The following is a 14,826-nucleotide window of genomic DNA, read 5'->3' on the forward strand; positions in this document are numbered from 1 at the left end:
CCAGTCCTATAACGTTTATTTAATTTTTTCTGCTTGTTTCTGCAATTCATCAGCAGCTTTAGAAACAATATCGTATTTTCCGTACAGCAATATAAAATTTCTTTCGATCTTAAAACTAAAGTGATCTGAAGGTGATTGTTTTAAATATCGATCTAAAACATGTACAGATGAATATTTATCAATCCCTTCTATTACAGCTGCTCCATCAACTTGAGCTGTTAAATTAAGCTGTTTTGTCAGCCAAGGGCTTGGTGACTGAACTTTAAACGTTTGTATTTGTTTGAATGAATACTGGGAAAGCTTTTGAAACATTGTTTTGACTGCATTAGAAAGGCGGTCCGTATTTTCTTCATATAACTCGATGACAAATCCATTTTTTTGGTCCTTATCCCATATTAAATTGTATTTGAGAGATGAGAATTCTCTTAATACTTCATTGGTTAGAAAAAGTTGTCCCATTGTGGATCTTTCACATGAAATAACCCCAATGGAATTTGTTTTTAACGGCCGCTGAAAAACTTCTAAAATTTGATGATGCACACATGGAAAAATCCAAGCTTTCGTTCCATTTTTTGTTTCGCCAATAAATTGACTTTGTTCATGAAAACTATGCTTGCTTGCGGGTGAATTTTTATAAGAGCTATTTTTCGGCTGATTTCCTTGAACTAAAGAAATTGTTTGCAGTTTAGAGAGTGAGCCTGTAACAAAATCTTTATTAATTTGATTAGCGGAGCTGCTTTTTCTTGGTGCAGGAATGGGAGACGTACTGGCAATATTTGCAGTGGGTTTTACTGGGATGCCTGCCAGCCTTTTTTGTATATTTTTCTTCTGATAGTTCGGACGATCAATGCCTTGGATGGGTGGCTGATCATTCGTTTTGGCAGTTGTATTAACAATTGATTTTGAATAAATATACTTTGTTTCACCATCGAAAAGCGGATTTTCCTTTGGTTTATTAGCAGGCTTTAATACTTCTTGGACGATACTTTTCATAAATTCTGACAAACATGATCACCTCCTTAGAGAATCTTTGCCAGTTCTGAATGAGGGCGGGGAATGACATTAAAGGAAACTAATTCTCCACCAGTTCTGTTATGAGCTTCTCTTCCCACTTCTACAGCAGCAGTAACGGCGGCAACATCACCTTCAACAATTACGGTCACTAATCCTGACCCAACTTTTTTCATATCTACTAAACTTACGTTTGCAGCTTTGGCCATTGAATCAAGTGCTTCTATTGCAGCTGTTAATCCCCTTGTTTCAATCATCCCAATGGCTTTCATCTTTGATCCCTCCATTTTTAAGACCAGTTTGAAGAATTAAAGTAAGTACTTATCGTTCAAACTTGTGGAATTTATAAATAATCTTCTAAATTTACTTCAATTGGAATGGATGTTCTTCTAAACATTTCTTCTTCTCCTATCGGGTAGGTCGCATCAATGCCCATTTTATCGGAAACCCCTCTTAAATTATGAGAGGATTCAAGAGGTGACCCTTTAGCTCCAGGAACGATAAAAACATCACTCGCTGCCTGGACTCTAGTCGCAATTGCCCATTCGACATCGTCAGAATCAAAAATATCAACATCATCGTTAACGACAACTACATGTTTTAAGTCTTTGTCACTGGCGAATGCAGCAAGTGCCGCTTGCTTTCCATCGCCTTCTGATTTCTTTTCGATTTGGATAACTGCATGGTAGCGAGCAACACCCCCCATTGGAATATGTACGGCTTTAATATTCGGAACGACCTGGCGTACAGTGCTTAGAAGAGTGGCTTCACGAACAAGAGCCATTGGCAATCTTTCCTCAAAGCTAGAAGGAAATATAGTTTGATTAATGGCATTGTTTCGATACGTTACAGCTGAAATCTCAACAACTGGCTGTGGCGAACGGAATCCATAATATCCTGCCAATTCACCGAAAGGTCCTTCCATTTCTCTTTCATGAGGAAGCATACGGCCTTCTAAAACAATTTCTGCTTCTGCAAGGACTTCTAAGTCCACGGTTTTACAGCGAACAACATCGAGAGATTGTCCAAGAAGGGCACCTGCAACATTCAATTTATCTGTATGATATAAATGAGTACTTATTTGTGAACTTAATACGACAGCAGGCACAACACCGAACATAACGGCTATTTCCATTGGTTCTCTCTGCTTTTCAAAATGAGAATACTGCTCCAGCAGTTCAGGTGAAGTAATTAATATATTTGTCCTGTTACCGCCAAGGTACTGCATTCTGCGAATCGATGTATACCTTTTCGTTCCTGTAATATCTTTTACTACTAGAATTCCAGAAACATAATATGCACCTGAATCTCCTGCATGAAAAGTTGGAATTGGAAAAAGGTCAGCTAAGTCAAAGTCACCTGTAACTAGATTTTCTTGTACTGGTCCGGTTTCCTTTAATGTTGTAGGGATTGGATTTACAATCGAATCAATAATTTTTGGAATAAGTTCAGAGGTATGAATTCCCATACTGTCGGCAACAAGATCACGATCTCCGCCTAATCCAGCTGCCATTTGAGATTGATAGCCCTTCACTTTTTCAAAGAGAAATGGCTGCCTTCCATTTTTCGTATTAACTACTGCTCCTAACTCATAGCGGGGATCTACTTCCTTTTTGATCCGTAATAAAATTCCTTTATTCTCCCAGTCATCTAATAATGCTCTCATCGTTACAGGATTCATGAACGTTCTCCCCACCTTTCCAGGATTTGATGATCAATATTAAGCATGTCTAGTATTCGGGCAACCATAAAGTTCGCAAGCTCCCAGATTTCTGTCGGCTTATGGTAGAAACCTGGCGAAGCCGGCATAATACAAGCACCTGTCTCAGCTAACAGCGTCATATTACGCAAGTGAATTAAATTAAATGGCGCTTCCCTTGGAACTATTATAAAGTTGCGATTTTCTTTCAAAACAACACTGGCAGCTCTGCTAAGTAATGTATCACCGACCCCATTGGCGATAGCACCTAGTGTATTCATTGAGCAAGGAACAATGACCATCCCATCTGTCAAATAGGATCCGCTCGCTATCGAAGCAAATAAATTCTTATTACTATGGATAGTGGCATACTCTTTTAGCTCCTCCATCGTTACACCGCACTCAAATTGCATGACCTTTTCTCCCATCTCCGTTACAATTAAGTGCGTTTCTATATCTAATTGATGAAGGGCACGGATCAAAGTATAGCCATACAATGATCCGCTAGCCCCTGTAATGCCAACTAATATTCTTCTTTTTCTAGTACCTGAAGGAATAATATTAGACAACCTTTTCGTCTTGGGAGAATTTTATTTTTGCTGCTTCTTTATATTCCTCAGTCGTCATAATGTCACCAAAAATATCGATATCCCTTAATCCGGATACATGCATATCATCATCCTGTGACGCTGTCCCATCTGAAATGCAGATTATATTATAACCGTGATACAATGCATCAGATGCTGTACTCCGAACACAAACATTCGTCCACACACCTGTTAAAACAACCGTATCAATCTCTTCTTCCCTTAGAAATAGATCGAAGTCTGTGTAGCTAAATGCGCTGTGTCGGCGTTTTTGCACGACGTAGTCACCTTTATCCTCTTCAGGCTGCAACTCAGGAATAAATTGCGATCCCCAAGTTCCCTTTACTGCATGAACAGGTCTAACTCGGAAGTCCCTGTCATTTTTGCGATGAGCTTCTTGTACATGAACAACCTGAATATTATGATCATGTGCAAAGTCAATTAGCTCTCTTATTTTTGGAACTATTTTTTCCCCGTTTTCACAACGGAGAGCTGCATTTTCACCAATGAAATCATTTAGCATATCAATGACAACTACACAATGTTTTTTTCCTTTAAGTTCCACGAATCTAACATCCTTTCTGTAAATTCATTTCCTTTTTAATATATGAACCTTACAATTTAATATAAAAAATTTTGCATTATATTAAATCTTAGTCATATTAGTTTTGCGAAACAGCTTCCTTCTCTTCTACTTTTACGGCTTCATACTTTTCATATCTAAGCGTTCTTTCTAATCGTTGAATACTTTGGCGCGGCACATATTCTCCATAGCCAGCTTCCCCAACAATCCCACCATTATCTTCATCATAAATAAGTGTTCCCCGGATAATTGTTTGTATTGGTTTTCCTTTTAATTTCAAGCCGTGTAAAGGATTGTATTTCGCCATTGATTGTGTTTTTTGTTCGTCAATGACGTACTCTTTATCCAAATCAATAATAGTGAAATCCGCATCACTGCCAATTTCCATTGATCCCTTTTTCGGATAGATGCCATAGTGAATGGCTGCATTTCGGCTAGTTACTTCAACAAAGCGAGATAGTGATAATCTACCTTTATTTAATCCTTCACTAACTAGAATAGGAACCATCGTTTCTACTCCTGGAATGCCAGGGAAAGTATTCCAAATTGTCGAGCCTGGATAATCTTTTTCAGTAGCAATTTCATATGGCGCATGATCTGTTCCGACAAAATCGATCGTTCCATCTGCAAGTGCCTGCCAGTGTGATTCATTGTCTTCCTTGCCTCGTAAAGGAGGTGCAATTTTTGCAAATGATCCTCTTTCTGACATCGAGTCTTGAGCATTCAACATTAAATAATGAGGACAAGTTTCAGCTGTAACCTTAACTCCTCTCTTTTTAGCAGCCTTTACAAGTTCAACTCCTTCTTTTGTACTCATATGGACGACATGAACTCTTGCATCTGTTGCTTCAGCAAAACTTAAAATTAATTCAATAGCTACTTTTTCAGCAAGACTTGAACGAGCTTCTGCCCATGCAGGGCCATCTAAACGACCTTCTTTTTCTAGTTTCTTAGAGTAGAAGGTACAAATATCATAGTTTTCGGCATGTACTCCTATTGGCAAGCCTGTTTTTGCAACATGTGTGAAAATTTCTAGCATTTCAGCATCTGAAACTTTTGGGAAAGTAGGTACAGAAGGTGTCATGTAAACTTTAAAAGCTACAACTCCCTCATCAATTTGAGGATAAATATTATCAATCCAGCCTTCACGAGCATCTTCCCCTGTCATTCCGCCCCAGAAGCAATAATCAATATATGCTTGATCACGAATTGGGCCAATCTTCTTCTGGAAGCTATCTCCATCTCGAACTGACGGCTTACTGCAGCATGGCATATCTATGATTGTCGTCAATCCGCCTGCAGCTGCTGAACGGCTTCCAGTAGCAAAGGTTTCCCGATGTGTAAAGCCCGGATCCATAAAATGAGTGTGTGGATCAATACACCCTGGAACAACTAGCTTTCCCCCTACATCAATTACTTTTGAGGCGTTTAGGAAACTGATATCATTGGAATAGCCAACTATTTTTCCATCTTTTACTAGAATATTCGTTAAAACTTGACGATCTCCTTGTGGAATATTTGCATTTTTCAGAATTAAATCCATATTCTCTACTCCTTCAGCTATTAATTTTCTAGTATTATTTCTGAGATTAAATGAAATCCATTGAGTGATCGGTTTTCATTTGATTAACTTGCTCATCTTCAGATATATTTAACTCCTTATAATTAAAGACCAAATTTAATAAAATTGCTGTAATGCTTCCTAGAACAATTCCATTTTCGACAAGCAATCTGATACTAGTTGGAAGACTTTCATAAATTGCTGGAACTACAGCAGATCCTAAGCCGATTCCAATTGAGCAGGCGATAATTAATAGATTTTCATTTTTACTAAAGTCTACCGCTGAGAGCATTCTGACACCTGAGGAAATGACCATGCCAAACATAGGAATCATAGCTCCTCCTAAAACCGCCATTGGAATAATTGTCGTTAATGCTGCAATCTTTGGAAGTAAACCTAATATCATAAGAATAAAACCGGCTGAAATCACAACATTTCTAGTTTTAACTTTGGTCAGTGCAACGAGACCAACATTTTGAGAAAATGACGTGTACGGAAATGCGTTAAAAATTCCTCCTATGACCACCGCAAGTCCTTCTGCTCTCAATCCCTTCTTAATATCTTTAGATGATATTTTACGTTCGCAAACATCACCTAATGCGAGGAAAACTCCAGTGGATTCTATCATGCTAACGATAGCAACTAAAGTCATTGTCAGTATAGCTGAAGCATTGAAGGTTGGCAGACCGAAATAAAAGGGCTGAACGATATGAAACCAGGAAGCATTGGCAACTTCTGCAAAACTAACCATCCCCATTATATATGCCACTGAAGTTCCCGCAATGAGAGAGAGTAATACTGAGATTGCCCGCATATACCCCTTTAAGAATCGATTCATGATGATAATAAGAAATAAAGTAAATGCCGCTAGAAACAAGTTTTGCGGGCTGCCAAAGTCCGGAGAACCCTGCCCCCCAGCAGCATTATTCATTGCTACAGGAATTAATGAAACACCAATGATGGCAACTACAGATCCAGTGACAACAGGAGGGAAAAAACGCATAATTTTGCTCATAAATTGTGACAATATCATTACTACAATACCGGAAACAATAATAGCCCCGTAAATAGCCGTAATACCTTGTAACTTTCCAATTGCAATCATAGGTCCAACTGCAGTAAAGGTACATCCCAATATAACAGGCAGCTTAATTCCAAAATGCTCTCCGCCAATCACCTGTAATAATGTCGCAATTCCACAAGTAAATAAGTCAATGGAGATTAAGTAAGCAAGTTGTTGTGCATTTAATCCGATTGCAGGTCCAACAATTAATGGAACTATTACAGCGCCTGCATACATTGCCAAAACATGCTGAAATCCTAAAGTTCCAACTTTTACAGGATTTAGCTTTTTCAAGGTCAGCCCCCCAAATTTTTTAGAGTATTACTGTAACTTATTATTGAGATGCATATTTGCATTAATCACCTCCTGAAAATTATTTAGTATATAAAAAACCGCAGCAATAGATTACATCTTTACAAAGATGTTCTATTACTGCGGTTTCATATAACTTCCGATAAACAAAAGCTAGAGGAACCGCTTTCAATAATGGCTTAAGGAAGATGCGCTCTGCACAACTTCCCCAAACAAAATTGATAGCTATTATTCTTTAAAATAAATGATTGTACAAGCCTCTTCGCTTACAGGATCATAATCTTTTAATATCGTCTTTACCCTTAAATCCAGCGTTTCTTCAATTTGCCCTTTAAATAACGATTTAAATTCAACAATTAATGCCGAATCCACCGAAAGAGTCAAATGCTGAAAATTCTTGCTTAGCGTTTGGAGTGCCTGTACCCGTTTATGCTGAGCAAAAACTATTACTCTGTCATCAAAAACTTCAATACGCTGTTTCCTTACACCTACACCATGTATTTCCTGGTTAACACGATTATAAAGATGAGCAATATCTTTTTTTAATGATTGCTGGTTATATGTAGAAATAATAGACATATTTTCCTCCTGTTAGTCACTATATTAAACAAAACTAAATTTAAAGTCAACTCCGTTTTCTGAAAATTTGCACTTGACAAAATATTGGAATGGCTATTACACTACAAATCAACTCATACTATTTAGAAATCTTAAGCATTTTTTGTTTTTAAAATTTAATTACTATTTTCGTATAACCTCAAAAATTGGTTTGAGGGTTTCTACTAGGGACCGTAAATTCCTGACTACGAAAGGATAACTGTGGCAAGGAGTCATAGTAACCTTTTGTATGGGAATTTTTTAGATTGAGGCTATGTTAATTATTACTGTTGAATTCCGCTTCAGAGAAATGCTTTCGGCTCCAATCAACAAAATGCTTTAATACAGCAAAAATAAAAATGGGATCATGCCATTACATTCTCCTGATAGAAGCTAGTTGCTGCCTCTTTGTAAAAATACTTATTAATATTTTTCAAGATTTACTCCCAATCAATAATACACCATATTCCAACTTTCATTCTTTACAAAACAGGCAAATCAATGAAATTTTCATTCAATAATTCATTTATTATGGAGGAAAAACCAGTGAAGAAAATTAATTTAATCGTTAACGGGAAAGCTTGTGAAATTGTATGCCCTCCTGCGAAAACATTACTCGATGTTTTAAGGGAGGATTTACACCTGACGGCAAGTAAAGAATGCTGTGGAAAGGGAGAATGCGGCTCGTGCTCAGTTCTTCTTAATGGTGATGTAGTCTGTTCATGTCTCATTCTTGCTAAACAGGCGGAAAATAAAGTGATAACTACGTGTGAGGGAATTGGTCTTACATCAAATATGGATACCATTCAAGAATCATTTGTTATCGAAGGGGCGACGCAATGCGGTTATTGTACACCTGGTATTATCGTGGCCTCGAGAGCATTCCTCAATGAAATTGATTATATTCCATCAGTTGAGCAAATAAAAACAGCTCTAGGCGGTAATCTATGCCGCTGCACTGGCTACACAAAAATTATTAAGGCCATTCAATCTGCCGCAGAAAAAGAATTAAAAATAAAGGCAAGTGCATCGACTTAATGAGTGTTTCAGCCGTTTTACTTTCAGCCGGAAAGTCCACCCGAATGCATCCGCTTCCACATAAGGGTCTCGTTAATTGGCAGGGAACAACTCTATTCCAATACCAAATTCAATCACTTTTAAACTCTGCAGTTTCTGAGATAATCGTTGTTCTCGGTTATCAGGCAAAATTTTTTTTGCCATTAGCCAGTAAATATCCAGTAAAAACGATATACAACGAAAATTACGAAAACGGAAAATGCTCTTCTATAATTAAAGGACTTCAATCAATAGATCATACCTCAAAATATATTTTAATGACTGCCGTTGACCAGCCAACAGCCCCATCCATCAATAATGAGCTCATTAACTCATTAAAAACTTCTAATGCATCGATCGCGATTCCTGCTTGTAATGGCAAAAGAGGGCATCCCATCTTATTCTCATCAAAACTATTTAATGAATTGTTACTAATACAAGAAGAAACCTTTGGATTAAGAAATATTATACGAAAATACGAAAAAGAAATATTGGAGTTACCCGTTGATACTCCCCTAATTTCTTTAAATATTAACACACCAGAAAACTATCAAGACGCTTTAAATACATATTACTAGGAGGTCTATTATGCTAGTTTCTGAGATTGATGTTGTATCACCTGCCTCTTTAAAAGAGTGTTTAACAATATTATCAAAAGAAGGATCTAATGTAAAACTAATCGCTGGCGGTACAGATGCAGTTGTTCGAATGAAGGAAGGTAAATGGCGCCCGCAAAAATGGATAAATATTCAAGATTTAAAGGAATTGCGGTATATTTCTGAAAAAGATGGATCTATTCAAATTGGCCCATTGACTACACATACTGACATTGTAAAATCCAAGCTCCTCCAAAGGAAAGCTGATGTATTAGTTGAAGCATCCGGGGAAGTAGGAGCCATTCAGATGCAAAATGCAGGTACGATTGGAGGAAACATCGGTACAGCCTCCCCTGCTGGTGATACAATTCCTGCTCTATATGTTCTAAATGCAGTCATTGAGATCAGTTCATTAGCCAACACACGACTTGTCCCTATTGAACAGTTTTTTATCGGTCCTGGAAAAACAGCGTTAAAGCAAAATGAAATGGTAACCAAGATTATAATCCAGCCTCAGGATGAAAATGAAATCGGGATATTTCAAAAACTCGGCCCGAGAAAAGCACAATCTATTTCGATTGTTAATGTGGCGATCTCTCTATTAATGGGAGAAGACCGGCAAGTTCTTAAAGGAAAAATAGCATTCGGATCAGTAGGACCAACCATTATTCGAGCAAAAAAATGTGAGTCAATGATCACTCTCAATCCTTTAACGGAGGAATTAATCCAAAATATAGCTAAAATTGCCTGGAAAGAAGTCATGCCCATTACAGATGTTAGAGCTACTGCGGAATATCGGCGTGATATGGCAAGCGCCTTACTAGAACGCGGACTCTATCGACTTATGCAGAGGTGGGAAAATAAATGAAGCAAATAGATGAAATGTATAATGAGCAGGTCTTCAAGTGGATTGGAAAAAGGGTTCAAAGAATTGATGGACCGGAAAAGGTTACAGGCGAACTAAAATACATGACAGATTACCATTATGACAATATGTTATGGGGAAAGGTTCTGCGCGCAAAATATCCTCATGCAAAAATAAATTCAATTAACACGGAAAAGGCCGAACAGCTTCCTGGTGTCGTCTGCGTCTTAACCCATAAAGATATCCCAGGTTTTAACGGTTTTGGTATTGTAATTCCCGATCAGCCTGTCTTATGCTCCGATGTTGTTCGCTGTACTGGTGACGCCGTTGCCCTTGTTGCTGCCGAAACGAAAGAAATTGCTGAACAAGCACTTCAATTAATTGATGTCGACTACGAGACTCTTGAGGTTGTAACTGATGCGGAATATGCTATGAGCGCCTCTGCTCCAAAGCTACATCGCGATGGTAATATCCATAGTCATGTCATGATTAAAAATGGAGATACCAAAAAAGCTTTTGACGAAGCGGAGCTTATTGTCGAAAATACTTTTTATTCTCCTAGACAAATGCATGCCTTTATAGAAACAGAAGGCGGATGGGGAGTCATGGATGAAGAAGGCTTTATTACCATTCGATGTCCGGGACAATATGCCCATCGTGACCGAATGCAAATTGCCCGTTCTATTGCCTATAACCCTGAAAGAATTAGAGTGATATCTAGTCCAATTGGGGGTGCTTTTGGCGGCAAGGATGAAATCACTGTCCAAATATATTTAGCTCTTCTCGCCATGCACACAAATGGACGTCCAGTAAAAATTCATTTAAGCCGTGAGGAATCAGTCATCGCCGGAATAAAGAGACATCCATTTAAAGTTCATATGAAAACAGCTGTGAAAAAGGACGGTACCTTAATAGCAAATGAAGTAAGAGCTGTAGCAGATACAGGTGCATACGCATCACTCGGCGGAGCTGTTATTGCATTAGCAATTGAACATTCTTGCGGTCCCTATAAAATTCCAAACGTAAATCTTGAAGGGTTCTGCGTATACACAAATAACGGAATTGCAGGAGCTTTTAGAGGCTTTGGAGTTAATCAAGTTTGTATGGCAATTGAAACACATATGGATATGATTGCTGAAAAGCTTGGCATAGATCCAATTGAAATCCGGAAGAAAAATGTATATCACCAAGGAGATATTTCAAGTTTAGGTCATGTAGTGAAGTCAAGTGTTGGAACATATAAAACACTTGACATAGCAGAAAACTGTGATCTTTGGAAAAATCGAGACAAATATAAAAATGAAGTAAGCGAGCCGTGGAAAAAACGCGGTGTTTCACTTGCAACATCCTTTCATGGAATTGGAATGGGAATAGGATTGCCAGATTACGGCGCTTCAGCTATTGAACTTCTAGCTGATGGAAAGTTTCTCGTTGGAGTCGGCTGCGAAGAAATTGGTGGCGGGAATAGTACTGCATACGCGCAGGTAGCAGCGGAAATTCTCAATTGTGATATTAGCCTGATTAAAGTTGTTCAAGGTGACACGGGTCAAACACTGGACAGCGGAACAGTTACCGCTTCCCGCTCAACTTATACGGGCGGAAGAGCTGTTGCAGCCGCTGCACCAAAAATGGTGGAACTTCTAACTAAAGCTGCAGCAGAAATACTTAACGTCCCTCCTTCAAATGTAGAAGTGAAGCACAACTGCCTTACTGCTAATGGCGAAAATATTTCCTATCAAGCTATATTTAATTACCTATATGAGCAGCATCGGAAAACTCGAGTTGAAGGGCATTTTATCCTTCCTAAAGAAAAGGTCGAACTTAAAGGTTCTGGAGGGGCCCCTCATCATTTATATGGCTACCTCACTCATGTAGTCATGGTGGAGGTTGATACATTGACTGGTGAGACAGATGTTCTCCGCGTTGTGTCCATTCCTGATGCAGGCAAGGTAATAAATCCTCAAGGACTTGAAGGTCAAGCGGAAGGCGGAGCTGTCATGGGGATTGGTTACACTCTATACGAAGATGTATTAATTGAAGGCGGCGTTCATAAAACGAGAAATTTTACTGATTATATTATTCCAACTATTAGAGAAACACCGATTATTGAAACATTCCCTGTAGAAGATGCCCCTGAACAATCCGGGCCATTCGGTGCAAAAGGAATTGGCGAAGTCGTAATGATTCCAATTATTGCTGCTATTATGTCAGCTATTTATGACGCTACCGGAGCAAGAATCTATCACTTGCCAGCAACACCTGAAAGGATTTTTAATGCAATAAAGAAATTAAAGCTAGAAGCTAATTCTACTAGGTGATGAAAATGATAAAGCAAAGCCTGTTTGATAAATTAAAAGACTCTCTCAATATGAGAAAAGATGTTTTTTTATTAACTATTACTGAACACCCAAATACTGATTTAATTGGAGAAAAGGCATTATTGTGGCCAAACGGGGATCTATTTACCGAATCCCCTCTACCCCCACTTCTTCAAAGTCATCTATTCTCTAACTGCAAAAAGCTGATTAAAAGACAAAGATCGGGCCTTATCACTTTTGAACATATTAATGAGAATATAGAATGTTTTGCAGAATACTTCCCTGTTCAGATCCACCTTATCGTGGCTGGAGCTGGTCATGTATGTGAACCAGTAGTAGAAATGGCGAAAATGCTGGGGTTTTATGTCACCGTCGTTGATGATCGCAGTGACTTTGCGAATAAAGAACGTTTCCCAAATGTAGATGAAGTTTGCTGCCAGTCTTTTATTCAATTTTTTCGGAACGTGACGATAACTAATCATACGTATATATTACTTCTTACAAGAGGACATAAATATGATGTTTTGAGTTTACAAGAGCTGTTAAAACGAAAAGAAAAGTCTTCCTATATTGGGATGATCGGAAGCAGACGACGCATTTCTGGGGTTTTTAATGAACTGCTTCAAGACTTTCCGGATGAATGTCTTGATCATCTTTTCACTCCAGTAGGACTTGATATTGGTGCTGAGACTCCTTCAGAAATTGCCGTAAGCATTATGGCAGAAATATTAAAAGTTAAGAATGGGAAATCAGGCAGTTCATTAAGCAGTAAAATTCGAGACTATGCAAAAATGGGTTTTCATGAGGGGGCTTCAAAATGAAGCAATTACACATAATCCAAAGAACTATGGAAATTCAGAAAGGGGGTGAAAAAGCAGCCTTAGCGACTGTTATTCGTACAAAAGGCTCAACTCCGAGAAAAGCTGGCAGTAAAATGCTTATTTTTCCTTGTGGAAAGATTGAAGGAACAATTGGGGGTGGATGTGGAGAAGCAGAAGTAATAGAAAAAGGGTTTGAAGTAATTTTTACCGGATTACCATGCAAGCATACAGTAGATTTAACTAAAGGATTATTATATGAAGATGGCGGAATTTGCGGCGGTATTATGGACGTTTTTATCGAACCATTATAAATGGCATCATGGAATTTTTTTGCCTGTTGCTCGATTGAATGATTTTTAGTTATTAAAAATGTAAGGAGTGAGCTTATATGTCCATGATTGAAAAAGGTTTAGGATCCAACCTCCCGCCAACTAAGAACAGCTTATTAGAAAAAATGTTCAAATTAACGGAAAGAAAAACAAATGCAAAAACAGAAATTCTTGCTGGAGTTACCTCCTTCTTAACAATGAGCTATATAATCTTTGTTAACCCAGCGATCTTAGCAGACGCTGGAATTCCAAAAGAAGCTGCTCTTGCAGCAACAATTTATGCTAGTGTATTCTGTACAATTCTCATGGCATTATGGGCCAATTATCCGGTTGCAGTCGCACCAGGAATGGGTTTAAATGCATTTTTTGCCTACACGGTTGTTCTAGGTCAAGGCCTTACATGGCAAACAGCACTTGGAGCAGTCTTCATTTCCGGGGTTGTGTTTTTAATATTAACCGTTACAGGCATTCGGCAAAAAATTGTTGATGGCGTTCCAGATGTATTAAAATCAGCAATTGCTGTTGGGATTGGCTTATTCATTGCCTTTATTGGCTTGAAGAATGCAGAGCTTGTCGTAGCTAGTGATGCTACATTTGTTGCATTGGGTAATATTACGAGCCTTGGACCGTTATTAGCTCTATTAGGGTTAATCGTAGCTGCTATATTAATGGCAAAACAAGTAAAGGGTGCTCTACTCATTAGTATATTAGCAACTAGTATTATCGCCATGATTACGGGATTTATTAGCTTTCCAAAATCTATTGGTGATATTGTTTCACTTAACCTTCCAAGCATGTCCGAAACTTTCCTGGCAATGGATATTATGGGTGCCATTGGATATGGAATCCTCTCTGTTATTTTCTCTTTCACTATTGTTGAATTATTCGATAACCTGGCTACTTTAATTGGATTAACTCGAAAAGCCGGCCTCACGGATGAAAATGGAAAAATTGTCAATTTAGATCGTGCTCTGCAAGCAGATGCTATAGGCACAATGGCGAGTGCTGCATTTGGAAGCACTGCACTAAATGCTTATGTAGAAAATGCAACCGGAATTTCTGAAGGCGGCAGAACAGGCTTGACCGCATTAACTGTCGGATTCCTATTTTTTGCTGCTCTAATCTTTGCACCATTAATTGTTTTCATCCCTTCTGTTGCCACCGCACCTATTTTAATCCTCGTTGGAGCATTAATGATAAGTGAAATAAAACATATTTGCTTTGATGATTTTACAGATGTTATCCCTGTTTTTCTAACAATTGTCTTAATGCCGCTAACATTCAGTATCGCTCAAGGCTTAGCATTTGGGTTTATTTCCTATACACTATTAAAGCTTCTTACTGGGAAAAGTTCACAAATTCATTGGATTATGTATGTTGTAAGTGCGGCATTTATTATAAACTTTATTATGGGCGGAGGTCACTAAT

15 protein-coding genes and 1 riboswitch are annotated in these 14,826 nt (G+C 38.3%); of the genes, 7 read left to right on the plus strand and 8 right to left on the minus strand.

Annotation, left to right across the window (positions count from 1 at the left end):
- Window positions 1-15 precede the first annotated feature (15 nt).
- The 8 genes from H0173_RS00885 to H0173_RS00920 all read right to left on the minus strand — a co-directional run bounded on the left by H0173_RS00885 (window position 16) and on the right by H0173_RS00920 (window position 7,395).
- On the minus strand, window positions 16-1,005 hold the full coding sequence (locus H0173_RS00885; RefSeq protein WP_221844036.1) for a hypothetical protein: 990 nt from the start codon (window positions 1,003-1,005) through the stop codon (window positions 16-18).
- A 14-nt stretch (window positions 1,006-1,019) separates the two neighbouring features.
- Window positions 1,020-1,283 carry a BMC domain-containing protein gene (locus H0173_RS00890; RefSeq protein ID WP_221844037.1) on the minus strand — a complete coding sequence of 88 codons (264 nt, stop codon included), beginning with the start codon at window positions 1,281-1,283 and terminating at the stop codon, window positions 1,020-1,022.
- Window positions 1,284-1,354: 71 nt separating this feature from the next.
- Window positions 1,355-2,692, minus strand: a complete 1,338-nt coding sequence (locus H0173_RS00895; RefSeq protein ID WP_221844038.1) for a UbiD family decarboxylase — start codon at window positions 2,690-2,692, stop codon at window positions 1,355-1,357.
- Window positions 2,689-3,279: a UbiX family flavin prenyltransferase gene (locus H0173_RS00900; RefSeq protein ID WP_260630963.1), complete on the minus strand. Its 591-nt coding sequence runs from the start codon at window positions 3,277-3,279 to the stop codon at window positions 2,689-2,691. Before H0173_RS00900 ends, H0173_RS00895 begins: the two co-directional genes overlap by 4 nt.
- Entirely contained in the window at window positions 3,272-3,862 is a 591-nt protein-coding gene (locus H0173_RS00905; protein ID WP_221844039.1) for a cysteine hydrolase family protein, read from the minus strand. The genes H0173_RS00900 and H0173_RS00905 overlap by 8 nt, the downstream gene beginning before the upstream one ends.
- A gap of 97 nt (window positions 3,863-3,959) precedes the next feature.
- Window positions 3,960-5,423: an allantoinase AllB gene (allB, locus tag H0173_RS00910; RefSeq protein ID WP_221844040.1), complete on the minus strand. Its 1,464-nt coding sequence runs from the start codon at window positions 5,421-5,423 to the stop codon at window positions 3,960-3,962.
- A gap of 46 nt (window positions 5,424-5,469) precedes the next feature.
- Entirely contained in the window at window positions 5,470-6,798 is a 1,329-nt protein-coding gene (locus tag H0173_RS00915; protein WP_221844041.1) for a nucleobase:cation symporter-2 family protein, read from the minus strand.
- A 246-nt stretch (window positions 6,799-7,044) separates the two neighbouring features.
- A complete protein-coding gene (locus H0173_RS00920) occupies window positions 7,045-7,395 on the minus strand; it encodes a Na-translocating system protein MpsC family protein (protein ID WP_221844042.1) in 351 nt (116 codons plus the stop codon).
- A gap of 148 nt (window positions 7,396-7,543) precedes the next feature.
- Window positions 7,544-7,642: riboswitch (purine riboswitch) on the plus strand.
- A 317-nt stretch (window positions 7,643-7,959) separates the two neighbouring features.
- Between H0173_RS00920 and H0173_RS00925 the strand changes: the two genes are divergently transcribed.
- The 7 genes from H0173_RS00925 (at window position 7,960) to H0173_RS00955 (ending at window position 14,825) form a co-directional block, all read left to right on the plus strand.
- Window positions 7,960-8,451 carry a (2Fe-2S)-binding protein gene (locus H0173_RS00925; protein WP_221844043.1) on the plus strand — a complete coding sequence of 164 codons (492 nt, stop codon included), beginning with the start codon at window positions 7,960-7,962 and terminating at the stop codon, window positions 8,449-8,451.
- Window positions 8,451-9,047, plus strand: a complete 597-nt coding sequence (locus H0173_RS00930) for a nucleotidyltransferase family protein (RefSeq protein ID WP_221844044.1) — start codon at window positions 8,451-8,453, stop codon at window positions 9,045-9,047. The genes H0173_RS00925 and H0173_RS00930 overlap by 1 nt, the downstream gene beginning before the upstream one ends.
- 10 nt (window positions 9,048-9,057) lie before the next feature.
- Window positions 9,058-9,933, plus strand: a complete 876-nt coding sequence (locus H0173_RS00935) for an FAD binding domain-containing protein (RefSeq protein WP_221844045.1) — start codon at window positions 9,058-9,060, stop codon at window positions 9,931-9,933.
- A complete protein-coding gene (locus H0173_RS00940; protein ID WP_260630964.1) occupies window positions 9,930-12,248 on the plus strand; it encodes a xanthine dehydrogenase family protein molybdopterin-binding subunit in 2,319 nt (772 codons plus the stop codon). Before H0173_RS00935 ends, H0173_RS00940 begins: the two co-directional genes overlap by 4 nt.
- A gap of 5 nt (window positions 12,249-12,253) precedes the next feature.
- Window positions 12,254-13,069 (plus strand): XdhC family protein, encoded by an 816-nt coding sequence (locus tag H0173_RS00945; RefSeq protein ID WP_260630965.1) that lies wholly within the window; start codon window positions 12,254-12,256, stop codon window positions 13,067-13,069.
- Window positions 13,066-13,380: an XdhC family protein gene (locus H0173_RS00950; protein WP_221844046.1), complete on the plus strand. Its 315-nt coding sequence runs from the start codon at window positions 13,066-13,068 to the stop codon at window positions 13,378-13,380. The genes H0173_RS00945 and H0173_RS00950 overlap by 4 nt, the downstream gene beginning before the upstream one ends.
- Before the next feature lie 77 nt (window positions 13,381-13,457).
- Window positions 13,458-14,825, plus strand: a complete 1,368-nt coding sequence (locus H0173_RS00955; RefSeq protein WP_221844047.1) for an NCS2 family permease — start codon at window positions 13,458-13,460, stop codon at window positions 14,823-14,825.
- Window position 14,826: the final 1 nt, after the last annotated feature.

It is taken from the genome of Bacillus sp. S/N-304-OC-R1 (assembly GCF_019749375.1).
In the GTDB taxonomy this organism is placed as follows: Bacteria; Bacillota; Bacilli; order Bacillales; family Cytobacillaceae; genus Cytobacillus.